Here is a 23,149-nt window from a genome sequence, read left to right on the forward strand (position 1 = left end):
CTCGGGCTGCTCGGGCGGCTGCTGCTGATCCTCCTCGCCACGATCGTGGTGGAGTTCGGCGCGAGCACCCTGCTCTACGAGCGCGCCTCCGAACTGTCGCTGCGCGAGGACGAGGCGCACCGGCTCGCCGAACATCTCGTCGTCGCGCGAAAATTGCTCAACGAATGGCCGCCCGAGCAACGCAGCCGGATCGCGCGCGAACTCGTCACCGATCGCTACCGCATCGGCTGGAGCGCGAGCGAGCCCGCCAATTCCGCTTTCCGTCCGCAGCTCGGCAGCATGCAGGGGCAAATCCTCGCGTGGGAGCCCGATCTCGCGCGCTCCGATCTGCATGTGCGGCTGCCCGCGCTCCAGCAGGACGGGTCGATCGTGCTCGGCGACCTTCGGCTTGCCGACGGGAGCTGGATGACGTTCCAGATGCGGGGCGTGGCGAGCGCGTTCAACCCGTCGTCGGATCGCATCCTGCGCGCGCTGCTGCCCGCGATCCTGCTCGCGATGCTGAGCGCGCTGCTGATCCGCTCGACGCTGCGGCCCTTACGCGTGCTGATCCGCGCGTCGCATCAGGTCGGGCTCGGCCGCCGGGCACCGATCGCCGAGGAGGGGTCGGCCGAGATCCGCAGTCTGATCCACGCCTTCAACGAAATGCAGGACCGCATCCATGAACTGATCGAGAGCCGCACGCAGGCGCTGGCGGCGGTCGGCCACGATCTGCGCACCCCACTCGCGCGGCTGCACCTGCGGCTGGAGGGCGTGCGCGACCCCGATCTGCGCACGGAACTTGGCGAGGACGTGGCCGAGATGAGCGAGATGCTCGGCTCGCTGCTGGCGTTCTTCGGCGGCCGCAGCGACCCGGAGAAGCCGACGCTCACCGATCTTGCCGTGCTGGTGGCGACGGCAGTCGACAACGCCGCCGATCGCGGGCTCGACGCCGCCTATGACGGGCCGGATCATTTCGAAATGCGCGTGCGCGCCTCCGCAATGCGGCGCGCGGTGTCCAACCTGATCGAGAACGCGCTCCATTACGGCGAGCGGGCGCTGGTGCGGATCGAAGCCGATGCGGCGGCGGTGCGGATCGTGGTGGACGACGACGGTCCGGGCATTCCCGAGCACCGCATCCGCGACGTGCTGACCCCGTTCGTGCGGCTCGACGAGGCGCGTGCGCGCAACACCAAGGGCATGGGGCTCGGCCTCGCCATCGTCGCCAGCGCGGTCGAGGCGGAGGGCGGCACGCTGACGCTCGCCAACCGCGCCGAGGGCGGATTGCGCGCAACGATAGCGCTGCCGTCGGCCCGATGACCGGCCTTCACCGGGGAACGCGCCGGGCGTTCGCCGGAGCAACACTTTGTCACTCCGCCGCTGCCGCGCAGCAAGATTGCAGCCGTAAATGGAAGGCAAGGCGCACCCTGTGCGCGCGTTCCAGCGAGGAGAGCGACGATGAACGAGCTGATCGGCCGCGTGTTCGATTTCGAGAAGACCTATTTCCCCAACCAGAGCGACCTGTTCGGCAAGCTCGTCCGTGACGGGCAGAGCCCCAAGGCGCTGATGATCTCCTGCGCCGATTCGCGCATCGTGCCCGAACAGGTGCTTCAGGCCGCGCCGGGCGATCTGTTCGTCTGCCGCAACGCGGGCAACATCGTGCCGCCGTATGGCGAGATGCTCGGCGGCGTGTCGGCGACGGTCGAATATGCGGTGATGGCGCTCGGCGTGCGCGATATCATCGTGTGCGGCCATTCGGACTGCGGCGCGATGAAGGCGGTCGCCAACCCCGCCGGCCTTGCCGCGATGCCCAACGTCGCCTCGTGGCTCAAGCATTCGGCGGCGGCGGAAAGCGTCGTGTCGAGCGGCTATCACGACCTCACCGCGCACGAGCGTGTCCACGCGATCGCGCTGGAAAACGTCGTCGCGCAGCTTGCGCATCTGCGCACGCACCCCTCGGTCGCGGCGGGGATCGCGCGCGGCGAGATCTCGCTGCACGGCTGGCTGGTCGACATCCACGCAGGCCAGGTGCTCGGCCTCGACGGCAGGACCGGGCGGTTCGTACCGATGCGCGAGCATCAGGATCTGCCGGTGGCGCATCCCGCCAGCCAGCGGCTCGCCGCCGACTTCGCGCTTCCGGAAGCCGCGGAATGACACCCGCTGCCCCTGCCCGGCCGCAGGGCTGGATGGTCCGCGATTTCGCGGCCTCGATCGTCGTGTTCCTGGTCGCGATGCCGCTGTGCATGGGCATCGCGATCGCCTCGGGTGTGCCACCCGAAAAGGGGCTCGTCACCGGTATCATCGGCGGCATCGTCGTTGGCATGCTGGCGGGATCGCCGCTCCAGGTGAGCGGCCCGGCGGCGGGCCTTGCCGTCATCGTGTTCGAGATGGTGCGCGATCACGGCCTGTCCGCATTGGGGCCGATCCTCGTGCTGGCGGGCGCGTTCCAGCTTGCCGCCGGCATCTTCAAGCTGGGCGGCTGGTTCCGCGCGATCTCGCCCGCCGTCGTCCACGGCATGCTCGCCGGCATCGGCGCGCTGATCGTGGTGGGGCAGTTCCACACGTTGTTCGACGCCAAGCCGCTCTCCAACGGTCTTGCCAACCTGTCGGCGATCCCCGGCCGCGTGCTCGGCCTCGAACCCGGCAACATCGCCGGCACCGAGATCGCGCTTGGGCTCGGCCTGCTGACGATCGCGCTGATGGTCGGCTGGGAGAAGCTGCGCCCGACGTCGATGAAGCTCGTTCCCGGCGCGCTGATCGGCGTGGTCGGCGCGACGTTGGTCGCGTGGATCGGCGGGCTGGCGGTGGTGCGCGTGAGCGTGCCCGAGTCGATCGCCTCGGCGGTGTCGGTGCCCGGCGCGAGCTTCCTCAGCCCCCTTGCCGATCCCGCGCTGTTGCTCTCCGCACTCGCCATCGCTTTCATCGCCAGTGCGGAGACGCTCCTGTCGGCGGCGGCGGTCGACCGCATGCACGACGGCGTGCGCACCGACTATAACAAGGAACTGCGCGCGCAGGGCATCGGCAACCTGCTGTGCGGCGCGGCCGGTGCGCTGCCGATGACGGGTGTGATCGTGCGCAGCTCGGCCAACGTGCAGGCGGGTGCGACCTCGCGGCTGTCGGCGGTGATGCACGGCGTCTGGATCCTCGGCTTCGTCGCGCTGCTGCCCTGGCTGCTGCGCGAGATTCCGATGGCGGCGCTGGGCGGCGTGCTGGTGGTGACGGGTGCGCGGCTGATCAGCCTCAAGCATGTCACGCATCTGTTCACGCATTACGGCGTGCTGCCGGCGGTGATCTGGGCGGCGACCTTCGTGCTGGTGGTGACGACCGATCTGCTCACCGGCGTGCTGGCGGGTCTCGCGCTGTCGCTGATCGAACTCGCGCCGCATGTGCGTCGCCTCAACCTCAGGGTCGACACCGCGCACAGCGACGAGCGCAGCCACGTCAGCCTCGACGGTGCGGCGACGTTCCTGAGCGTCCCCAAGCTCAACAAGACGCTCGACGCGCTGCCCGAGGGCAAGCCGCTGACGCTCGAACTGCACAAGGTGCCGGCGATCGACCATAGCTGCGCCGAACTGCTGCGCGAGTGGCTCGGCCGCCAGCGCAAGCGCGGCTACGAGGTCGAACTGCTCGGCTCGCCCGCGCATCTGGAGCGGCTGGCGGCGTAAACCGCGCCACCGCACCGACCCGACTGGGGGCGGCGATCCACGCGGGGTCGCCGCCCCCAGACACATTTCGTCACCAAACGGAAACGCGCCGGCCAGCCACGCGCGCCACAACAGACACATCCTGCGGCGGATGCCGGCCCCGGTCATGGCCGAGAGGCGGCACCGCCGCAGGCGCAGGCGGGGACGTTCACCGACACAGGGGAAGGTCTTCCAATGAAATACGCACTCGCGCTCGCCGCCGCCCTCGCCGCGGCCACTCCCGCCTTCGCGCAGGAGACGGCGCCGCCCAAGCCGATCACCGTGTCGGGCAGCATCGGCCTCGTCAGCGATTACCGTTTTCGCGGCGTATCGCAGAGCGACGAGGAAATGGCCGTGCAGGGCGGCCTCACCGCCACCCACGAAAGCGGCTTCTACGCAGGGCTATGGGGTTCGAACCTTGCCGGCTGGGGCACGTTCGGCGGCTCGAACATGGAGCTGGACCTGATCGGCGGCTACAAGCACAGCTTCGGCGGCACCACGCTCGATGTCGGGCTGACCTGGTATATGTACCCCGGCGGCGCCAGCAAGACCGACTTCGCCGAGCCTTACGTCAAGCTGAGTCACACGCTTGGGCCTGTCTCCGCGCTGGTCGGCATCGCCTATGCCCCGCAGCAGCAGGCGCTCGGCAACTGGAGCAACACACCCGAAAGCCGCATCGGCGACAAGGAGGACAACCTCTATGTCTGGGGCGACGCCAGCGCCGGCGTACCGGGCACCGCGCTGACCGTGAAGGGTCATGTCGGCTATTCGCACGGCAACCCCGGCCTTGGCCCCAACGGCACCAGCGTCACGCCGACCGGCAGCTATGTCGATTATCTGGTCGGCGCGGATTACGTGCTGTCGCCGGTCACGCTCGGCATCGCCTTTGTCGGCACTGACATCCGCAGGCGCGATTCGCTCTACCTCCAGCCGAACTTCTCCAGCACCAAGGACGGTTCGTCGATCGCCTCGGGCAAGGTGCTGTTCTCGGTCAGCGCGGGGTTCTAGGCGCGCGCGGGTGGCGCGACCGCAGGCGATTGTTGCGCCGCCCCCGCGACCATGATAGCGCGCGCCCCTTGTAGGCGGGGGCAATTGCCGCCCTCGCGCGCCCGGCATCCACCGGCAGCTCTTTGTTCAGGACGTTATGTTCGCCACCCCAGCCTTCGCCGCTTCCGCCTCCTCGTCCGCCGCAGCCTCGGGCGGTGGCATTGCATCGATGTTTCTGCTGTTCTTCCCCTATGTGGCGATCGCGGTCGTCGGCTATTTCCTGCTGCTGCGCCCGCAGCAGCAGCGATTGAAGGCGCAGCAGGCCAAGATCGCGGCGGTGAAGAAGGGCGATTCGGCGATCACCGCCGGCGGCGTGCTCGGCAAGGTGACGAAGGTCGACGACCAGTATGTCGAGCTGGAAGTCGCGCCGAACGTTCGCATCCGCGTCGTCAAGGCGACGCTGACCGAAGTGACCGGCCTTAACTCGAAACCCGCGAACGACTGATCCCATGCTCGATTTCCCGCGCTGGAAGGTCGCTTCGATCCTGGGGTTGCTCGCCTGCCTGATGGCGCTGGCGATCCCGAGCTTCATCCCCGAGGAACAGACCAAGAGCTGGGGGTGGATCCCGCACCCGCACGTCAACCTCGGGCTCGATCTCGCCGGCGGCAGCTATCTGCTGCTCGAAGCGGATAGCAGCGACCTCGCTCGCACCCGCTTCAATGCGATGCGCGATCAGGTGCAGGCCGAAATGGCGCGCGCGCCCGCGATCGAGATCGGCGATATCGCCAGCGACAACGGCAAGATCAGCTTCCTGCTCCACGACGTCACCAAGGTCGACGCCGCGCGCGAGCGGCTCAACAAGCTGACGGCCGGCGCCGGCCTCACCGGCCAGCGCGATTGGGACCTCAGCGTGGTCGATTCGTCGCGGGTCGTGATGACGCCGACGCAGGCCGGTTTCGATCAGGCGCTCAACCAGGCGATGGGCGATGCGACCGAAGTCGTCCGCAAGCGTATCGACGAACTCGGCACCAAGGAGCCGACCATCGTCCGCCAGGGCACCGATCGGATCGTCGTGCAGGTGCCGGGCCTCCAGAACCCGCAGCAACTCAAGGATCTGCTCGGCCAGACCGCCAAGCTCGAGTTCAAGATGGTCGACGAAACGCCGGTCGATCCCGCACAGGCGGCCAAGGGCATCCTGCCGCTCGGCGATCAGATCCTGCCCTATGTCGAGGGCGGGCCGGGCGCGACGATCATGGTCAAGCGGCAGGCGATCCTTACCGGCGACCAGCTCGTCACCGCCTCACAGGGGTTCAAGCCCGACGACAATTCGCCGATCGTCAACTTCACCTTCAACAGCGAAGGCGGCAAGAAGTTCGCGCGGATCACGCAGACCAATATCGGCAAGCGCTTCGCGGTCATCCTCGACGACAAGGTGATCTCGGCGCCGTCGATCAACACCGAAATCCTCGGCGGCAGCGGCTATATCGAAGGCCGCTTCACCGTGGCGAGCGCCAACCAGCTCGCCATCGCGCTGCGTTCGGGCAAGCTGACGATCCCGCTCAAGGTGGTCGAGGAACGTACCGTTGGGCCGGACCTCGGCAACGATTCGATCCATGCCGGCGTGCTGGCCTGCACGATCGCGGTGATCGCCGTGATGATCTTCATGTTCGTCACCTACGGTCGCTTCGGCGCCTATGCGAACCTCGCGGTCATCATCAACGTGGTGGTGATCGTCGGCGTGCTGGCGCTGCTCAATTCGACGCTGACGCTGCCGGGCATCGCCGGCTTCGTGCTGACGGTCGGCACCGCGGTCGACGCCAACGTGCTCATCAACGAGCGTATCCGCGAGGAACGCCGGCGCGGGCGGAGCGTGCTGCAATCGGTCGAGCTGGGCTATAAGGAAGCCAGCCGCACGATCTTCGAGGCGAACGTGACGCACGCCATTTCGGCGGTCATCATGCTGCTGATGGGCTCCGGCCCGATCCGCGGCTTCGCGATCGTGCTGCTGATCGGCATCGGCACCTCGGTGTTCACCGCCGTCGTCTTCACGCGCATGATGGTGGTGACCTGGATCCGCCGCAAGCGCCCGACGGACATCGTGATATGAGTCAATCCTCGTCGCCCCGGCGAAGGCCGGGGCCGCTCAGCGGCGCTCGTCGCGCTCTCCCCAAACCGGCCCCGGCCTTCGCCGGGGCGACGGATATATCATCATGCGCCTGCTGAAACTCGTACCGGACAACACCAACCTCCCCTTCGTCTCGCTGCGCGTGTGGGCGTTCGCGTTGACGATGCTGCTGTCGATCGCCGCCGTCGGCCTCACCGTCGCGCGCGGGCTCAACCTCGGCGTCGATTTCGTCGGCGGGTTGATGATCGAGGAGAAGTTCGCCAAGCCGCCGTCGCTCGATCTGCTGCGCCAGACGGTCGACCATCTCAACCTCGGTGAAGTCCGCCTTCAGAACGTCGGCGACGACAAAACCGTTTCGATCAAGCTGCCCCCGCCCAAGAGCGCCGACAAGGGCGCGACCGACGCGGTCGTCAAGCAGGTTCAGGCGGCGATCAGCGCCAAGTTCCCCGACGCGCGCTTCTCCAAGCAGGATGCCGTGTCGGGCAAGGTGTCGGGCGAACTGATCTGGAAGGGCGTGCTCGCCGTGGTGCTGGCGGTGCTCGGCATCGGCCTGTTCGCCATCTTCCGCTTCGAATGGCAGTTCGGCGTGTCGACCGTGGTCGCGATCGTCCACGACGTGCTGATGACGCTCGGCTTCTTCGCGCTGACGCAGATGGAGTTCGACCTTAACATCGTCGCGGCGGTGCTGACCATCATCGGCTATTCGATCAACGACAAGATCGTGATCGACGACCGTATCCGCGAGAACATGCGCCGCTATCGCAAGATGGACATGCCCGGCATCGTCGACCTGTCGGTCAACGAGACGCTGCCGCGCACGGTGATGACCTCGGTGACGATCCTGATCGCGCTGGTCGCGCTGCTGATCTTCGGCGGACATGTCCTGCGCGGCTTCACCGCCGCGATGATCCTCGGCATCGTGGTCGGCACCTATTCGTCGATCTACGTGTCGTCGTCGCTGCTGATCTCGCTCGGCCTGCGGCCCGATCCGACCAAGGGCGACGTTCCCGCCGGCAAGGCGGTGCCGAGCGAGGGCATGCCGACCAAGAAGCGCTGAGCCGTCCGATGCGGATGGACAAGACCCAGGGCAGCGACGGGCCGATCGTCTCGGCCTTCTCGGCGGGCGGCTTCAAGGTCGATGAGGGCGTGTACCGCGCGCTGCTGCTCACGCCGGAGCGCGCCGACGGCTGGGTACCGCCCGCGCTCGACGCGCTGACGGCCGAGGCGATCGCGCCGCTGCTGGCGCTCGATCCTCGCCCGGAGTTCCTGCTGCTTGGCACCGGCGCGACCTTGGTGCGCCCGCCGGTCGCGTTTACCCGCGCGGTCGAGGCGATGGGCTATGGCATCGAGGCGATGGACAGCCGTGCGGCCGCGCGCGCCTGGGCGGTGTTGCGCGGCGAGGGCCGCTGGATCGCGGCGGCGCTGTTTCCGCTGAACTGACCGAAAAGCGTAACTCTGCCGCGCCATGTGCTCCCGCAAAGGCGGGAGCCCAGTCTGGGTCCCCGCCTTCGCGGGGACATATTACCGAGCGACCAACCCACATAAGTGCGCATACAGCGCCGCCGTATTGGCATCCCACGTGAACCGCTCGGCGCCCTTGCGCGTCGCCTCCTGCGATGGCGGGTTCGCCAACAGATCGCCTATCGCCTGCGTGAACGCCGCCGCCTCACGCGCAACGACACGCCCGTAGGCGGCCTCCGTCACCACCTCTCGCGCGCCGCCGGCGTCGGTGATGACCACCGGCGTCCCGCAGGCGAGCGCCTCGACCCAGGCGTTCGCCAGCCCCTCCGAAAACGAGGCAAGCGCCATCACGTCCCCCGCCGCGATCAGCGCGGGCAGATCGCCATGCGGGATCGCGCCGAGCAGTCGCACCCGATCCCCCAAGCCACGCGCGGCGATCTGCGCTTCGAGGCTCCCACGCGCCTCCCCCGCTCCAGCGATCAGCAGCGACACGCCGGGCAGCGCCGCAATCGCGTCGATCACCACGTCATGACCCTTGCGCGGGATCAGCGCGCCGACCGAGACGACCAGCGGCCCGCTCACGCCATACGCCGCCTTCGCCGCCGCCCGATCGCGCGGGGCGAAGCGGTCGAGATCGACGCCGGTGTGGTGGACGCGAACCTTGCCCTCGGGGATGCCGAGCGCGGCCATGTCGGCGCGCATCGCCTGCGAGACGGCTAGCAGCCCATCCGCCCACCGCCCCGCGGCTATCACCTGTGCGGCGGTGGCGGGCGCGGTGCTCCAATAGTGGATGTCCGCACCGCGCGCCTTGATCGACACCGGCACGCCGAAGCGTTTGCCAAGCGCGACGGCGGCGGGGCCGTCGGGGAAGAAGAACTCCGCGTCGATCACGTCGAAGGCGAAGTCCCGGGCGATCTCGGCGAGCAGCGGCGTCAGCGCGCGCACCAGCGCGGGTGCGTGGAAGCGCCCACCGGTGCCGGGCAGCGTCGTGAAGCGCGGCCGCCGCACATCGAGCCCCTTCCACGTCTCGCGCACCGGCAGGTGCCCGAGCGGCGCATAATGCCCGATCCGCGACAGCGGCCACGGCGGCAGCCCCACCGGCGCGACGACGCGGAGATCAACGTCAGGATGCGCGGCGAGACCGAGCGCCTGCCGCTCCACGAACACACCGAGATTGGGCGCGGCGGCGTGCGGAAACAGGGTGGCGAGGGTCAGCACGCGGAGCATGCCGCCCGCTTAGCGCGCGAAGGTTAAGGTGGGTGAAATCGGAGCGCCGTCCGCGTGGCGATTAACGCCGCCCCCCCGACCGTTCGTGCGGAGCTTAACGACGCGCGTATTCAAAAGCGAAAGACCAGCGCCTCGAACACGCCCTTCGACTTCGCTCAGGGCGAACGGGGGAAGAGGCATTCGGAATCAGCCCCTCCCGTTCGTCGAGCGAAGTCGAGACACCTACGCGACCTCCGCTCTTGTCCCGCCCCGCACCCATCGAAGGGCGGCCGAATCAATGCACGAAGCGCGCCACCACATCCCGGTAGCTGCGGCTGACCTTCACCTGCGCGCCGCTCCCCAGCACCAGGAAACATTCGCCGTTGGTGTGCGGCTTCACCTCTTTGACCAGATCGAGGTTGACGATCGTCGAGCGGTGCACGCGCTGGAAGCGGCGCGGGTCGAGCCGCTTTTCCAAATCCTTCATCGTCTCGCGCAGGATCAGCGTGTTGTCGCCGGTGTAGATGCACATGTAATCGCCCGCCGCATCGATCCGCTCGATCGTGTCGACGTCGACGCGGAAGATCTGGCCGCGATCCTTGATGTTGATGAGCTTCTCGAACCGGTTCGCCGACACCTGATCGCCGCCGTCGACCATATCCTCGACCGAATCGGGCGCGACTTCGGCGAGCACTTCGCGCAGGCGGTCGACCTCCTCGACACCACGCTTCTCGGCGAGACGCTGGCGCACGCGGTCGAGCGTGTCGGCGAGCCGCGCCTCATCGACGGGCTTCATCAGGTAATCGGTCGCCTGCGCCTCGAACGCCTTCAGCGCATGGTCGGAATAGGCGGTCACGAACACGAACAAAGGCGGTTCGACCTCCATCAGCCCCTGCACGACCGAGAAGCCGTCGAAGCCCGGCATCTGGATATCGAGGAAGACGAGATCGGGCTTGTGCGTCTTGATCGCGCGGATGGCTTCACGGCCGTTTGCGCATTTCTCGATGATCTCGACATCGTCATGCGCTTGCAGTCTCAACTCAAGCCCTTGAATTGCAAGGGGTTCGTCGTCGACCAATATGGTACGGATCGTCATGCGGCCTCTCTCTTCGGTTCCTCTAACTGGAACGGTATTTCAATCTCGACCCCGTATCCGCCCCCCGGGACCGAACGCGTCTCGAACCGGTGGTCAGGCCCGTAAGCCTGCGCCAGCCGCTCCTTTATATTGGCGAGCCCCACGCCAGTTGAAGCGCTTGCCCGCGCTTTCGTTTCATACAAGCCCGGCCCGGTGTCCGATACGGCGATCTGCACCCGATCCCCGCTCAACCGCGCGACGACGCTGATTTCGGCCCCTTCCTCCTTGGGCGTCACCGCATATTTGATCGCGTTTTCGACCAGAGGCTGGAGCAGCAGCGACGGCAGCCGCGCCTGCGATACACGCGGGTCGACATCGAAGCTCGGCCGCAACCGATCCTCGAACCGCATCTTCTCGATTTCGAGATACAGCTTCAACGTCTCGACCTCCTGCTGGATCGTGACGTGCGCGGTCGGCTCGTTGGCGAGCGTGTAGCGCAGGAACGAGGACAGCCGGCTGAGCATCGCATTGGCGCGCTCGGTCTGCTTCAAGAGCACCAGAGTCGAGATCGAGTTGAGCGTGTTGAACAGGAAATGCGGGTTGAGCTGGTAGCGCAGCATCGCCAGCTGCGCGGAGCTGGCAGTGTTCTCGAGCGCGGCCATCTGGTCCATCTGCGCTTCGACGATCAAATAGAAGTTGATCCCGAAATACAGCGCCGACCAGCCCGCCAGCACGGTGAAGTTGAGGAAGATGGTGCCCAGCACGAGGCTGAGGTTGAGCCCCGGATCGGCGAGCTTGATGAACGAGAAGGAGAAGGCGTCGAGCACCGAATACAGCACGGTCGCGACTGCCAGCGTGACGATCGACAGGATGGCCGATGTAAGGCGCGAGCGCCGCCGATAATAATGGTAGAGCGTGGCGAGCAGCAAGGTGATGCAATAGCCGACGATCGATTCGACGATCACCGGCACCACGCCCGAAATGTCCTGCCCGTTCGACAGGCTGGAGACGCTGCGCAGCACGAGATAGCCGGACCATCCCGCCGCCTGAAGCCGCCAGAACGCGCGCCCCTTGTCCTCGAAGAACGGCCGCGAGAAGATCGCGGGAAGGGAGAATAGCGCCATAGCTGGTCATCCTAGCCGCAGCGGGCGGGGAGTGCAAAACTGCCGTCGTCCCGGCGACTACCCGCCGTTCGTGCCGAGCGCAGTCGAGGCACCTGTGCTCCGGGTGGTCCCTCGGCTTCGCTCGGGACGAACAACGCGGGGGTGATAGGCATTGACCCTGTTCCCCCGCGAAAGCGGGGGTCCAGAGCCACCAACGCCGCGCCTGTGGCTCTGGACCCCCGCTTTCGCGGGGGAACAGGGTGCGCTAAAGATCGAGCCTATCGATGATTGCAAAACTCCGTGTGTTATCTACATACCACAGCCAGACCGCGGGCAGCCCGCAAAGGATGAGAGCATGGCCGAGACGCAGACGACCGAGCAGAGCCTGGTACTGACCCCGCCCGATCCGGTGCCGACGGTCGCACCCGAAAAGGCGGCGGGGCTGGTGCCGGTCGACGATGCGGTGCGCAGCCAGCTTCAGACGCGCGTCGCCGGCTTCGTGAACGATCTCGTCGCGCAGGACGTCAACTCGCCGGAGTTCGGCAAACGCGTTGATGCGATCGCGGCGATGGGGCAGAAGGAAATTCGCGACGCCGCCGGCCAGTCGAACCGCTTCCTCGATCGCCCGGTCAAGGCGATGGACGGCGAAAGCGGCGTCGGCGCGGATCTCACCGCGCTGCGCCGTACTATCGAGAAGCTGGATCCGGCCGCCAACAGCAGCCTGATCTCGGGCAAGAGCGGGCTGCTCGGCAAGTTGTTCGGGGGCGGCGTCTCCAGCTATTTCGACAAGTATCGCTCGTCGCAGACGCACATCAACGCGATCCTCAAGGCGCTGGCCAGCGGCAAGGACGAGCTGCTGATGGACAATGCCGCGATCGATACCGAGCGCGCCAATCTGTGGGGCGCGATGGGTCGGCTCGAACAGATGATCGTGCTTTCCAAGGAGATGGATAAGAGCCTCGAGGACAAAGCCAACGATCTCGACCACAGCGACCCCGCCAAGGCCAAGGCGATCCGCGAAACCGCGCTGTTCTACGTCCGCCAGCGCACCCAAGACCTTCTTACCCAAATGGCGGTGACGGTGCAGGGCTATCTCGCGCTCGATCTCGTCAAGAAGAACAATGTCGAACTGGTGAAGGGGGTCGATCGCGCCTCCACCACTACCGTCTCCGCTTTGCGCACCGCCGTCACCGTGGCGCAGGCGCTGGCCAACCAGAAGCTGGTGCTCGACCAGATCACCGCGCTCAACACCACCACCGCCAACATCATCGATTCGACCGGCAAGCTGCTCAAGAGCCAGACCGCACAGATCCACGAACAGGCCGCCGCCTCGACCATCCCGGTCGAGACGCTGCAACGCGCGTTCCAGAACATCTACGACACGATGGACGCGATCGATACGTTCAAGCTGAAGGCGCTCGATTCGATGAAGACGACGGTCAACACGCTGTCGAACGAAGTCGAGAAGTCGAAGGGCTATATCGCGCGGGCCGAGGGCGCCGCGCAGAACACCGGCGGCAAGGACACGTTCCGGCTGGAGGCGGTGTGACATGACCGACGTCGATCGCCAGATCGCGCGCACCAGCGAACTGCTCGACCGCACGCGTGAACGCAGCCTTGCGCAGCGCCGGCGAGCGCGCGCCGGCACCAGCCTCGCCAAGCGCGCCGGGCTGATCGCGGGTGCCGATCTGGCGATCGTGGTGGCGACGATCGTGGTGGGGTGGATCACGCCGATCGGCATGGGTGGGGCGTTGCTGGCGGGGGCGCTGCTGGTGGCGGTGACGCTGATCCTCGCGCTTGCGCGGCTGTCGACGCCGGTCGCGCCCGAACGGCTCGCGCAGGTGCCACTGAAGGCGCTGCCCGCCAGAACCGAGCAATGGCTGGAAACGCAGCGCCCTGCTTTGCCCGCGCCCGCGCAAACCTTGCTTGACGGAATCGGCACGCGGCTCGACACTCTTACGCCGCAACTCGCCACGCTCGACGAGCAGCAACCGGCAGCGGCCGAAGTGCGCAAGCTGCTCGGCGAGCAACTGCCCGAGCTGCTGCGCGATTATGCGCGCGTGCCGGTGCCGCTGCGCGGACAGGCACGCAACGGCCGCTCGCCCGACGCGCAGCTCGCCGACAGCCTGCGGCTGATCGACGACGAGATCCGTGAGATGAGCGAGCAACTCGCGCAGGGTGATCTCGACAGTTTCGCGACGCGCGGGCGCTTCCTGGAGATCAAGTATCGCGACGACGGCGCGGTCTAGCCAATCGCCCAGTTCGTCACCCCAGCGCAAGCTGGGGTCTCTTGGGGCCACCCGGCATCACACCGGGAGATCCCAGCTTTGGCTGGGATGACGATGGCGCGGTCGAAAGCTCACGGAAAGGCACTGCTGAGAACGGATCGAGCCGGCCCAGCGCAGGCGGAGGAGAATCCTCCAAACTCCGCAACATTACAAGGCTTGTTTCGCACGATGATCTGATTCAAGATCGCCTCGTGCCCAAGCCTGGGTACGCCGTCTTAACTAGCGAAAGGAGGTGATCCGATGTCTCATGGTTCAGCAATGGGGTCGGTTCAGTTCGTTCGGGGGACGCACCGCTAAGCCTCACGGACAGCGGCGGGAGGTATCCTCCTCCAGACAACGCTATCGTCCGAGATCGCTTTGCGGTTCGCATGGTCTCCCAAGCTGGAGCTTCCGGCCGCTGACCATGTCAGGAGGTTGCCGGGTGCCGCAAGGCCCCGGCAGCCTCTTTTCATTTTCGCCCTTCACGGCGCACGAAGCTGCGCGCGGGAGCGCGGCTTTCCGCCCGTTGGTCGCATTTGCGGCTCCGGGACGATCCTGAGATTGACGACGCGCGCGCGATTTCACAGGGGTTGGCGGGCATGCCCAAGATCGTCTTAACCACCATCGGCACGCTGGGCGATCTGCATCCCTTCATCGCCGTGGCGCAGGCGCTCGCCCGCCGCGGCTTCTCGCCGGTGCTGGCGGTAGCGGAGGACCAGCTCGCCAAATGCCGCGCGGCGGGGATCGAGGCGGTGGCGGTGCTGCCCGGCTTCGATGCGGTGCGCCGCCGCATGGGGCTGCCCGAGGATGCCGCGGTCAAGCGCATTATGAGCGACCAGATCGAGATGCTCGATCAAGTGCTGCTGCCCGCCCTGCCCGACAGCATCGGCAAGCTCGAAGCGGCGGCGGCGGGCGCGGAGGCGATTGTGGCGTCGATCTTCGTGTTCGGCGCGCCGATCGTGGCGGAGAAGCGCGGCATTCCGCTCGTATCGGTGGTGTTGCAGCCGATGGCGATGCTGTCGGCCTACGATCCGCCCTGCACGCCCGATTTCTGGATGATGCGGCACTCGCCCAACACCGCGCTCGGCCGGACGTGGAACCGGCTGGTGTATGCGACGATGCGGCTGGCGGTGCAGATCAAATGCGGCCGCGCGCTCAATCGGGTGCGCACGGCGCACCGGCTGCCCCGCAAGAGCGCGCGGCGGCTGCTCGAGGCGAGCGACCGCGCCGCGCTGACGCTTGGCACCTATTCGCGCCATTTCAGTCCGCTGCCCCCCGATATCGGCGGCACCACGCGGCTGACCGGCTTTCCGATCTTCGACAGCCAGAGCGGCGCGGAGGAGACGCTCGACCCCGCACTCGCCGCATTCCTTGCCGCCGGGCCAGCGCCGATCGTGTTCACGCTCGGCAGTTTCGCGGTGCATTGCCCGGGCAATTTCTACGCGGAGGCCGCCGCCGCCGCGCGCGCGCTCGGCCGCCGCGCGGTGCTGCTGACCGGCGGCCAGAGCGGCTCGAGCGACGAGGGCGACATCTTCCGCTGCGGCTATGCGCCGCATTCGCTGCTGTTCCCGGCGGCGGCGGCGATCGTCCATCACGGCGGCGCTGGCACGACGGGACAGGCGCTGCGCGCCGGCAAGCCGCAGCTCGTGGTGCCCCACATGGGCGACCAGTATGATCACGGCCAGCGGGTCGAGCGGCTCGGCGTCGGGCTGTCGATGAAGGCGCACCGCTTCACCGCAGCGCGCGCGGCACGACTGATCGGTGCGCTGTTCGAGGAAGCGAGCTTTGCCGCGCAGGCGGAGCGGATCGGCGCGACGATCGTGCGCGAGAACGGCGCCGACGCGGCCGCCAGCGCCATAGCCGAGGCGCTGGAGCCGGCGCGGGTGCCCGCGCGCGCATTCGTTCCGCATCTCGCGGTGGCGTGAGCCGCTTCAGGCCAGCTTCAACGCCCCGTCGCGATCGAAGGTCCGGCGGGTGAGCCACTTGCGCACCGGTTCATCGTAACATCTGAACGCCACATACGCGACGATCGCCGAACCGAGCAGCGAGGCGAGGATCGCGCCGGCGACGATCGCGTCCGACGATCCCACGCGCTTGGCGACGAGGAACACGATCCGCATCACCGGCTGGTTGACGACATAGAACGGATAGGAGAGCAGACCGATGAACAGGATCGCGCGCGGCTCCGGTCCGACCGAGCGCACGTTCACCGCCAGCACGACGATCACCGGCACCGCCACCGTGACGAGGCAGGCGAGGTAATAGGGCGTGGCGGCACCGCCCGGCAGCCACGGCACGAACAGCAGCGCACACAGGATGGCGATGGTCGGTATGCGGCCGATTGACACCAGCGGCAGGCGGTACAGCCCCGAACTATAGAACAGCGCGCCCGACAGGAACGGATAGGCGACGCGCAGGAACCCGTATGCGAAATGGCCCGCATCGAAACCGAAGCCGCCCAGCCCGTGACTGAGGATGATCGCGACGAACAGCGCGACGCCGCTCACCGCCCACAGCACCGCGACCACCGCGTTCGACAGCCGCGCGACCAGCCCATAGCCCAGGCTTGCGACGATCTCGAAGAACAACGACCACAAGGGGTTGTTGAACGGATACGCCTGGAGGCCGTACCACAACCCGGCAGGCACCATCAGAAAGCTCGACAGGCTGAGGATAGCAAATGTGGCCGCGTCCATCTTGTGCGTGGCCAGCAGCCCGATCGACGCGACCACACCAAGCGCACAGCCGAGCGCGATCAGCGGATACAGGCGGATCACCCGCTTCTTGGTATAGTCGCCCAACGTCATCACGCCCGAACGCAGCCGTTCGCGGTACGAAAAGGCGACGACGAATCCGCTGAGGCAAAAGAAGAAATCGACCGCCAGCCGCGCATTGACCGGCTCGTAAGACAGGCCGAACGTCTGCGAGAAATGGAGGACCGCCACCGCCAGCGCAGCGATGCCGCGAAGCCCGTCAAGCAACTCGAAACGCGCGTGGTGCGCGGGTTTGGCGGGTGCGGAAGCGTTCGACATGGTCTGAAATCCCCCAATTTCCGGAGGATCGCCTAACCGCTATCGCGGATCCTGTACAGGCCGACGGACGCGCTACGACGCCGCCACCGCCACCGGCTGCGCCGCCGCGATCGGCCGGGGACTGGCGTTCGCCTCTTCCGCATCCGCCCAGGCGCGTGCGCGCGGCAGCCAGGGGTTGAGGAACAGCAACGGCAGCTTGAGGAACAGCAACTCGCGGTGAACCCAGAAATCGACCAGCCGCTCGCGCCGCTTCGCCTGCGGGCGACCGGTGCGGACCAGCCAGTCCTGATATGGCTGCCAGTGGCTCGGCTCGTCCTTCTCCACGATGCGGAAGATCTTGACCAGCACCGGGTCCGACCGGACCAGCCGCGACTTCAGCAACACGTCGACCTGCTTCATGCCACGCATTTCGGTCAGCATGATGACCCGGCACAGCCGTTCGAACATCGCGGGGCTGGCGATCACCGCCTGCGTGTCGAGATCGTCGATGGTCGAGCCGAACACGATCTCCACGAACCGGTCGATATGTCCGCACGCGCGATCGACCGACAGCGGCATGCACCCGCGCAGTTCGAACCAGCGGCGGAACATCACATAATGTTTGCGCTCGTCGGCGCGGTGCTTGCGGATGGCGGCGATGAAGGCGGCGTCGTCGGGACAATGCGCCAGCACCGCCTCCAGCACGCGGTCAATGCTCGTATAACCGCGATGCTCGTTGTAGATGTAGATCGATCCGAGCACATCGAGATAGCGGCGTCGTAGGGCGTCGAGCATCGTTCGGTCTGTACCCACCGTTTGGGCCACATCGGGCCCGCCTCTCCTGCGCCCCTGATGGGGCTTGACCCACGTTAGCAGCCTCTGCGCGATTTCCTAAGACTATCGCTAACCCGCCGCTTGCCGCCTCGCCGCCGATCCCGCATGTTTCGGCGACGGCAGGCGGATGGGGCGGAACGATGCGGAAGTGGATGGTGCTGGCAGCGGTCGGATGCGCCACGTCGGCCATGGCGAAGACGGTGCCGGTCGAGGAAGTGTCGATCGAGCGGCTCGACACGATGCTGGCGAACGGATCGGCCACCAGTGAAGGCATCACCCGCGCCTATCTCGCGCGGATCGCGGCGATGGACCGCAAGGGGCCGGCGCTCCACGCGGTGATCGCGCTCAACCCCGATGCACTGGCGGCGGCGCGGGCAAGCGACGCACGCCGCCGCACGGGCAAGCCGCTCGGCCCGCTCGACGGGATTCCGGTGCTCATCAAGGACAATATCGAGACGGGCGATTCGATCGCCACCACCGCCGGCAGCCTTGCACTGAAGGACAATGTGACCCGCCGCGACGCGCCGCTGGTGGCGCGGCTGCGCGCGGGCGGCGCGGTGATCCTCGGCAAGACCAACCTCAGCGAATGGGCCAACATCCGCTCGACCCATTCGATGAGCGGGTGGAGCGGCGTCGGCGGGCTGGTACGCAACCCCTATGCGCTCGATCGCACCGCCTGCGGTTCGTCGAGCGGATCGGGCGCGGCGGTGGCGGCGAGCTTCGCGGGCGCGGCGGTCGGCACCGAGACCGACGGATCGGTGGCGTGCCCCTCGGCGATGAACGGGCTGGTTGGGTTCAAGCCGACGCTCGGCCTCGTCAGCCGCACGCATGTCGTGCCGATCAGCCATAGCCAGGACACGCCCGGGCCGATGGCGCGCAGCGTGCGCGATGCGGCGATCCTGCTCGGCGGCATGGCGGGCAGCGACCCCGCCGATCCCGCGACGCGCGCGGCGGACGCGCACGCCCGTGATTTCGCGGCCCCGCTCGCCACCGCGACGCTCAGCGGCGTGCGAATTGCGGTATTGCACCCCGATATGCCCGAAGCGATGAAGCCCGCTTATGCCGCCGCGCTCGCGGTGCTGAAGGCGCAGGGCGCGGTGCTGGTCGATGTCGATGCTCCGAAATCGGACGGGCTCGGCGAGGCGGAGAACCTCGTGCTCCATACCGAGCTGAAAGCCGATCTTGCCAGCTATCTCGCCACCACGCCGCCAGCGGTCAAGGTGCGCACGCTTGCCGACGTGATCGCCTTCGATGAGGCGCATGAGGCCGAGGAAATGCCATTCTTTGGGCAGGAATATTTCATCGAGGCCGAGCAGACGCACGGGCTCGCCGATGCCGAATATCTCGGCGCGGTGGCCAGGTCGCGGCGGCTGGCGGGCAAGGAGGGGATCGACGCGATGCTGGCGAAGGCGGGCGCGACGATCCTCGTCCAGCCGACCTACGGCGTGGCATGGCTGAGCGACACCGTATCGGGCGACGGCAGCGAAGGGCCGAGCGCGAGCCAACTGCCGGCAGTAGCGGGCTATCCGCACCTCACCGTGCCGATGGGGCTGGTGAAGGGCCTGCCGGTCGGCCTGTCGTTCATCGCCACGGCCTGGGCGGATCAGGCCGTGCTCGACGCCGGCTATGTGTATGAACAGGCGTCGCACGCGCGGGTTGCGCCGAAATATCGGCCGGTCGCGGAGGTGGTTCCCGCGGCCGGAAACAAGCGCTGAGCCCCGCCTGATCCCCGGCGGAGACCGGGATCAAGTTGGAAAGGTTGCGGTAACGGAGCGCAACGCCCGTTTATCGGCATTCCGTGACTGGACCCCGGCCTTTGCCGGGGAACGACGCCCCGGCTCACGGCGCCGTATCCGCCGTACAGTGATAGACGATCTTCTCGTTGGGCGCGGACGGCAACGCCGCGCGGATCGCGGACTGTTGCGTGGCGAGGCTGGCGCGCGCGGCGGGATCGGCCGAACAGGCCTTGAGCGGCACCTGCGCGCGGATTTTGCGCACCGCGTCCATCTGGTCCGCGCCGAGGAAATAGCGCTGCGCGATATAGCTCCCGCTCGCCGAGTCGAACTGCAACAGGGACACCGTCTGCTCCTCGTCGGGGACGAGGATGCGATTCCACTTCGTCCCGTTCTCGGCATATTGGGTGCGCGCGTTCATGCAGCCGTCCTGCCCCCAGTCGAGCTTGACCGGATCGGTCGAGGAGGAAACGATGCGGCTGCGTTCAGGCACCACCGAGCACAGCAATTTGCCGGTCGCCGCCTGCGCGAGCGGGCTCGGCGTCGCACTCGGGACGGCATCGGCCGGCAGCACCGGATCATCGGTCGGTCGGTTGAGGAACACCACCGCCGCGCCGATCATCAGCAGCACGCCGAACGCGCCGACGCCGATCGCCCAGCGCCGCTGGTTGCGCACTTCGAGCAGCCCCGCCCCGCCGACCGCCAGCGCACCGGCGACGAGCAGCACGGCGGCGAGCGCCATCACATCCTCGCGGTTGTTCTCGATATCGGCGCGCGCCCTGGCCAGCGCGACCTCGTGCGCGGCGGCGGCGCGTGCGGCGGCATCACGCCTGGCGGCGTCAGCCTGCGCGCTCGCCTGCGCGTCGGCGTCGCTGTCACGCTTGAGCGTATCGGCGAGGCTGGTGCACGGCAGGCCGACCGCGGTGTAGCTCTGCTTGGAGGCGGCGAGGAACGCGGTCAGCTCGCTGTCGGCGATCGCGAAACCGAAGCTGCTGTCGCCCTCCTGATTCTGCGTGATCGCCGAGTTGACGCCGAGCACGCGCCCGCACGGATCGAGCAACGGTCCGCCCGAATTGCCGCGCGCGATCGCGGCGGTGTGGAGCAGCACCTGCGTGCCCGACATCGCGCGCCTGCCCGAATAGACGCCCTCGGTCCGCACGGGGGTGAGCGGATGGATATAATCGACCGAGGATTGCGCGGTCGCCACGTCGACATTGCCGGGATAGCCGAGCGCCGTCACCGCGCTGCCCTCGTCGACCGGCCCGCTATAGATCGCCACCGGCGGCAGCCGCGCGCCGGTGAATTCGATGATGGCGAGATCGCGCGCGGCGTCGAACGCGACCACCTTGCCCTCGTAGCTCTTGCTCCCTTCGGAGGGCACCACGCCGACCACGACGTTGCCGGGGTAGCGGTGCGCGACCTCGACGACATGCGCGTTGGTGACGATGCGGTTGGGCGCGATCGCGAAACCGCTGCCGTGCCCGAAGCCGACCACCTCGCCGTCGACCATCGCGATCGTGACGACACGCACCACGCCGCGCGCGCTGGCGGAAATGTCGTCGGCGCGCGCGGGCGCGACGAATGCGATCGTGAGGAGCGCCGCCATGCAAAGGTGGCGAAGGTAGCCTACCAGGCGCGTTTCGGCGCCACGGCGGTTGAGGAAAAGGCGGCGGAAATCCAACAAAGCGATCATATCGCATATTTTGGCAGGAAGCCGCCGGGTAGGACAGGCCAAAAGCGCCCCGCGCCGACCAGATGCGCCCGGCATCCGGCATGGCGAGCGAGACGGTGCGAATTGCGCGCGCGGACCATCTTCCGCGCGTGCCCCGCGCACGCTAAGCGCGCAGCCATTCCCCGTCCGGAGAATCCTCATGACGATGGTTCGGTGTCTTCGCCTCGCGCTTCTTCTCGGCACGGCGACATTGCCCACCCGCGCCGCCCTTGCGCAGACCGCGCCTGCGGTTCCCGACATCGTCGTCGATGGCGCGTCGGACGCGCCGAGCCCGTGGCGGCGTGCGGAATCGGCGCACGTCATCGTCACCAGCACGGCGAACGAGGCCGAACTGAAGCGCGTGACCAACAACCTCGAACGGCTCTACGCGCTGATGTCGCGCCTGTACCGCGCCAAGGATGCGCCCGACGATACGGTCAAGCTCCAGATCACGCTGGTCGACACGCCCGATTTCTTCAAGACGATGCACCTCAGCAACCCGCGCGCGCAGGAAGGCCCCTACCCCGGCGGCTTCGCCAACGAACGCTATTACGACCCGCGCGAAACCGGCGCGGTGCTGGTGGTGGCGCACACCGATCAGGTGATCGACATGGACACCAAGCTGTCCGACGATGAGGATCAGCACGACGCCAGTGGCGATGGCGAGGGCAGCACCGCGAACAACCTCGCTGCCAATCACCCGCCAATCTCACGCTCGTGGGAGGCGGTGCTCTATTCCGCCTTCGCGCAGCATTTCATGCAGACCTACCAGCCCGCCGCCTATCCGCGCTGGTATCTCGACGGGATCGGCGCGCTGTTCTCGACCATCCGCGTGCGCGGCGACGGGTCGCTCGAATATGCGCGGCCACCGCTCGAGTATATGAAGGTGTTCCGCGCGTACGGCGACATCAACGTCCGCGATATCCTGACCGGCGCGTATCTCACCAAGCCGCCCGCTCAGGTCCATTGGACGCCGTATCACGCCTGGCTGCTCGCCCATTACTTCCTGTTCTCGCAGCTCTCGGCCGAGCGCAGCGCGCAGTTTCGCGCCTATATGACGGCGGTGCAGCAGGGCAAACCGCTCGCCGAGGCGGCCAAGGTGTTCGGCGATATCCGCAAGATCCAATATGCGGTCGGCGGCTATACCCGCAACACCAAGGATTTCGCGAAGGCCGCGCCGATCGACACGCCCGGCGGCGATCCGCTCGTCAATTCGCTCACCCGCAGCAGCGCCGCGCTGATCGAGGAGCAGATCGAACTCGGCTCCCGGCTCGGCACGACCGATGCGGCAGGCGTGGCCGCGCGCACGCAGTGGCTCACGCAGATCCACCACAAGGTCGAGCATCTGGCGTACAATCCGCAGACGATCCTGATCGAGGCGGAGGCCGAGTGTCGCGGCGGCGCCTATGCCGAGTGCGGCGCGGCGGCGGACCGCGTGCTCGCCAAGACCCCCGACGACGGTCGCGCGCTGGCGTGGAAAGGGATAGCGCAGACGCACCTCGCGCTCGCCGGCCCCGCCGCCGATCGCGCCGCCGGCCTCACGATCGCGCGGAAAATGATCTCGGCGGCGATCCATCAGGACCGCGACGCGCCGCTTGCGCTGATCGCCGCGTTCCAGAGCTATACCGAAGCGGGCGAGCGCGTGCCCGATGCCGGCATGATCGCGCTCGCCAAGGTGATCCGCGAGGTGCCCGACGCCCCCGCGCCGCGCCTGTACCTGGCGCAGGAGCTCATGCGGCAGGGCAAGCCCGACCTCGCGCGCGGGGTGGTGCACAGCGTGCTGTACGGGCCCTATGATTCGCCGGAGAAAGCGGCGGCGGCGACGTTGTTCGCAGGCGCGGCGCAGGCGGCGGGGCAGTAGCTGACGTCAGCCTGAGCTGGCCCCGGCCTTCGCCCAACCAGCCTACCCCTAACCCGTTCGTCCTGAGCGAAGTCGAAGGGCGTGCCGCACACGATCCCGCCCGGGGCACGTGCTT

Annotated in this window: 19 protein-coding genes; 13 read left to right on the plus strand and 6 right to left on the minus strand. The window is 67.5% G+C overall.

What is annotated here, in order from left to right:
* Nucleotides 1-48 precede the first annotated feature (48 nt).
* The 8 genes from AC3ANX_RS16635 (at nt 49) to AC3ANX_RS16670 (ending at nt 8,212) form a co-directional block, all read left to right on the plus strand.
* Nucleotides 49-1,296 carry an ATP-binding protein gene (locus AC3ANX_RS16635; protein ID WP_488334347.1) on the plus strand — a complete coding sequence of 416 codons (1,248 nt, stop codon included), beginning with the start codon at nt 49-51 and terminating at the stop codon, nt 1,294-1,296.
* 138 nt (nt 1,297-1,434) lie between these two features.
* Nucleotides 1,435-2,130 carry a carbonic anhydrase gene (locus AC3ANX_RS16640; RefSeq protein ID WP_488334348.1) on the plus strand — a complete coding sequence of 232 codons (696 nt, stop codon included), beginning with the start codon at nt 1,435-1,437 and terminating at the stop codon, nt 2,128-2,130.
* Entirely contained in the window at nt 2,127-3,641 is a 1,515-nt protein-coding gene (locus tag AC3ANX_RS16645) for a SulP family inorganic anion transporter (protein WP_488334349.1), read from the plus strand. The genes AC3ANX_RS16640 and AC3ANX_RS16645 overlap by 4 nt, the downstream gene beginning before the upstream one ends.
* Nucleotides 3,642-3,854: 213 nt before the next feature.
* Nucleotides 3,855-4,667, plus strand: a complete 813-nt coding sequence (locus AC3ANX_RS16650) for a TorF family putative porin (protein WP_488334350.1) — start codon at nt 3,855-3,857, stop codon at nt 4,665-4,667.
* 208 nt (nt 4,668-4,875) lie between these two features.
* Nucleotides 4,876-5,151 carry a preprotein translocase subunit YajC gene (yajC, locus tag AC3ANX_RS16655; protein ID WP_488334351.1) on the plus strand — a complete coding sequence of 92 codons (276 nt, stop codon included), beginning with the start codon at nt 4,876-4,878 and terminating at the stop codon, nt 5,149-5,151.
* A gap of 4 nt (nt 5,152-5,155) precedes the next feature.
* Nucleotides 5,156-6,754 carry a protein translocase subunit SecD gene (secD, locus tag AC3ANX_RS16660; RefSeq protein ID WP_488334352.1) on the plus strand — a complete coding sequence of 533 codons (1,599 nt, stop codon included), beginning with the start codon at nt 5,156-5,158 and terminating at the stop codon, nt 6,752-6,754.
* A gap of 103 nt (nt 6,755-6,857) precedes the next feature.
* Nucleotides 6,858-7,829 carry a protein translocase subunit SecF gene (gene secF / locus AC3ANX_RS16665; protein ID WP_488334353.1) on the plus strand — a complete coding sequence of 324 codons (972 nt, stop codon included), beginning with the start codon at nt 6,858-6,860 and terminating at the stop codon, nt 7,827-7,829.
* Nucleotides 7,830-7,837: 8 nt separating this feature from the next.
* Nucleotides 7,838-8,212 carry an Mth938-like domain-containing protein gene (locus AC3ANX_RS16670; RefSeq protein WP_488334354.1) on the plus strand — a complete coding sequence of 125 codons (375 nt, stop codon included), beginning with the start codon at nt 7,838-7,840 and terminating at the stop codon, nt 8,210-8,212.
* Between the two features lie 81 nt (nt 8,213-8,293).
* Here AC3ANX_RS16670 and AC3ANX_RS16675 read toward each other — a convergent pair whose 3' ends face one another.
* The 3 genes from AC3ANX_RS16675 to AC3ANX_RS16685 form a co-directional block, all read right to left on the minus strand.
* Nucleotides 8,294-9,460: a glycosyltransferase gene (locus AC3ANX_RS16675; protein WP_488334355.1), complete on the minus strand. Its 1,167-nt coding sequence runs from the start codon at nt 9,458-9,460 to the stop codon at nt 8,294-8,296.
* Nucleotides 9,461-9,734: 274 nt separating this feature from the next.
* The gene (locus AC3ANX_RS16680) at nt 9,735-10,535 is read right to left on the minus strand and encodes a LytR/AlgR family response regulator transcription factor (protein ID WP_488334356.1); all 801 of its coding nucleotides are present in this window, start codon (nt 10,533-10,535) and stop codon (nt 9,735-9,737) included.
* The gene (locus AC3ANX_RS16685) at nt 10,532-11,638 is read right to left on the minus strand and encodes a sensor histidine kinase (RefSeq protein ID WP_488334357.1); all 1,107 of its coding nucleotides are present in this window, start codon (nt 11,636-11,638) and stop codon (nt 10,532-10,534) included. Before AC3ANX_RS16685 ends, AC3ANX_RS16680 begins: the two co-directional genes overlap by 4 nt.
* Before the next feature lie 334 nt (nt 11,639-11,972).
* Between AC3ANX_RS16685 and AC3ANX_RS16690 the strand changes: the two genes are divergently transcribed.
* The 3 genes from AC3ANX_RS16690 (at nt 11,973) to AC3ANX_RS16700 (ending at nt 15,809) form a co-directional block, all read left to right on the plus strand.
* Nucleotides 11,973-13,166: a toxic anion resistance protein gene (locus tag AC3ANX_RS16690; protein WP_488334358.1), complete on the plus strand. Its 1,194-nt coding sequence runs from the start codon at nt 11,973-11,975 to the stop codon at nt 13,164-13,166.
* Between the two features lies 1 nt (nt 13,167).
* Entirely contained in the window at nt 13,168-13,866 is a 699-nt protein-coding gene (locus AC3ANX_RS16695) for an HAD family hydrolase (protein ID WP_488334359.1), read from the plus strand.
* Between the two features lie 617 nt (nt 13,867-14,483).
* Nucleotides 14,484-15,809: a glycosyltransferase gene (locus AC3ANX_RS16700; RefSeq protein ID WP_488334360.1), complete on the plus strand. Its 1,326-nt coding sequence runs from the start codon at nt 14,484-14,486 to the stop codon at nt 15,807-15,809.
* Nucleotides 15,810-15,815: 6 nt separating this feature from the next.
* Here the strand turns inward: AC3ANX_RS16700 and AC3ANX_RS16705 are convergent, their stop codons facing one another.
* Together AC3ANX_RS16705 and AC3ANX_RS16710 are read right to left on the minus strand one after the other, a co-directional pair.
* Nucleotides 15,816-16,916: an acyltransferase family protein gene (locus AC3ANX_RS16705; RefSeq protein WP_488334361.1), complete on the minus strand. Its 1,101-nt coding sequence runs from the start codon at nt 16,914-16,916 to the stop codon at nt 15,816-15,818.
* A gap of 72 nt (nt 16,917-16,988) precedes the next feature.
* Entirely contained in the window at nt 16,989-17,690 is a 702-nt protein-coding gene (locus AC3ANX_RS16710; protein WP_488334362.1) for a ferritin-like domain-containing protein, read from the minus strand.
* Between the two features lie 179 nt (nt 17,691-17,869).
* Here AC3ANX_RS16710 and AC3ANX_RS16715 point away from each other — a divergent pair, with 179 nt between their 5' ends.
* Nucleotides 17,870-19,444, plus strand: coding sequence for an amidase (locus AC3ANX_RS16715; RefSeq protein ID WP_488334363.1), 1,575 nt, complete (start codon nt 17,870-17,872; stop codon nt 19,442-19,444).
* Nucleotides 19,445-19,568: 124 nt separating this feature from the next.
* Here AC3ANX_RS16715 and AC3ANX_RS16720 read toward each other — a convergent pair whose 3' ends face one another.
* Nucleotides 19,569-21,068 carry a S1C family serine protease gene (locus tag AC3ANX_RS16720; RefSeq protein ID WP_488334364.1) on the minus strand — a complete coding sequence of 500 codons (1,500 nt, stop codon included), beginning with the start codon at nt 21,066-21,068 and terminating at the stop codon, nt 19,569-19,571.
* Nucleotides 21,069-21,333: 265 nt separating this feature from the next.
* Between AC3ANX_RS16720 and AC3ANX_RS16725 the strand changes: the two genes are divergently transcribed.
* A complete protein-coding gene (locus tag AC3ANX_RS16725) occupies nt 21,334-23,034 on the plus strand; it encodes a tetratricopeptide repeat protein (RefSeq protein WP_488334365.1) in 1,701 nt (566 codons plus the stop codon).
* The last annotated feature ends 115 nt before the right edge of the window (nt 23,035-23,149 follow it).

The organism is Sphingomonas sp. BRN-1R (assembly GCF_057748035.1).

What these genes read in the sequence shown, in the direction of transcription:
- AC3ANX_RS16640 (WP_488334348.1), top strand. Translation starts at nt 1,435, where the DNA reads ATGAACGAGCTGATCGGCCGCGTGTTCGATTTCGAGAAGACCTATTTC.
- AC3ANX_RS16645 (WP_488334349.1), top strand. Translation starts at nt 2,127, where the DNA reads ATGACACCCGCTGCCCCTGCCCGGCCGCAGGGCTGGATGGTCCGCGAT.
- AC3ANX_RS16650 (WP_488334350.1), top strand. Translation starts at nt 3,855, where the DNA reads ATGAAATACGCACTCGCGCTCGCCGCCGCCCTCGCCGCGGCCACTCCC.
- yajC (WP_488334351.1), top strand. Translation starts at nt 4,876, where the DNA reads ATGTTTCTGCTGTTCTTCCCCTATGTGGCGATCGCGGTCGTCGGCTAT.
- secD (WP_488334352.1), top strand. Translation starts at nt 5,156, where the DNA reads ATGCTCGATTTCCCGCGCTGGAAGGTCGCTTCGATCCTGGGGTTGCTC.
- secF (WP_488334353.1), top strand. Translation starts at nt 6,858, where the DNA reads ATGCGCCTGCTGAAACTCGTACCGGACAACACCAACCTCCCCTTCGTC.
- AC3ANX_RS16670 (WP_488334354.1), top strand. Translation starts at nt 7,838, where the DNA reads ATGCGGATGGACAAGACCCAGGGCAGCGACGGGCCGATCGTCTCGGCC.
- AC3ANX_RS16675 (WP_488334355.1), bottom strand. Translation starts at nt 9,460, where the DNA reads ATGCTCCGCGTGCTGACCCTCGCCACCCTGTTTCCGCACGCCGCCGCG.
- AC3ANX_RS16680 (WP_488334356.1), bottom strand. Translation starts at nt 10,535, where the DNA reads ATGACGATCCGTACCATATTGGTCGACGACGAACCCCTTGCAATTCAA.
- AC3ANX_RS16685 (WP_488334357.1), bottom strand. Translation starts at nt 11,638, where the DNA reads ATGGCGCTATTCTCCCTTCCCGCGATCTTCTCGCGGCCGTTCTTCGAG.
- AC3ANX_RS16690 (WP_488334358.1), top strand. Translation starts at nt 11,973, where the DNA reads ATGGCCGAGACGCAGACGACCGAGCAGAGCCTGGTACTGACCCCGCCC.
- AC3ANX_RS16695 (WP_488334359.1), top strand. Translation starts at nt 13,168, where the DNA reads ATGACCGACGTCGATCGCCAGATCGCGCGCACCAGCGAACTGCTCGAC.
- AC3ANX_RS16700 (WP_488334360.1), top strand. Translation starts at nt 14,484, where the DNA reads ATGCCCAAGATCGTCTTAACCACCATCGGCACGCTGGGCGATCTGCAT.
- AC3ANX_RS16705 (WP_488334361.1), bottom strand. Translation starts at nt 16,916, where the DNA reads ATGTCGAACGCTTCCGCACCCGCCAAACCCGCGCACCACGCGCGTTTC.
- AC3ANX_RS16710 (WP_488334362.1), bottom strand. Translation starts at nt 17,690, where the DNA reads ATGCTCGACGCCCTACGACGCCGCTATCTCGATGTGCTCGGATCGATC.
- AC3ANX_RS16715 (WP_488334363.1), top strand. Translation starts at nt 17,870, where the DNA reads ATGCGGAAGTGGATGGTGCTGGCAGCGGTCGGATGCGCCACGTCGGCC.
- AC3ANX_RS16720 (WP_488334364.1), bottom strand. Translation starts at nt 21,068, where the DNA reads ATGGCGGCGCTCCTCACGATCGCATTCGTCGCGCCCGCGCGCGCCGAC.
- AC3ANX_RS16725 (WP_488334365.1), top strand. Translation starts at nt 21,334, where the DNA reads ATGACGATGGTTCGGTGTCTTCGCCTCGCGCTTCTTCTCGGCACGGCG.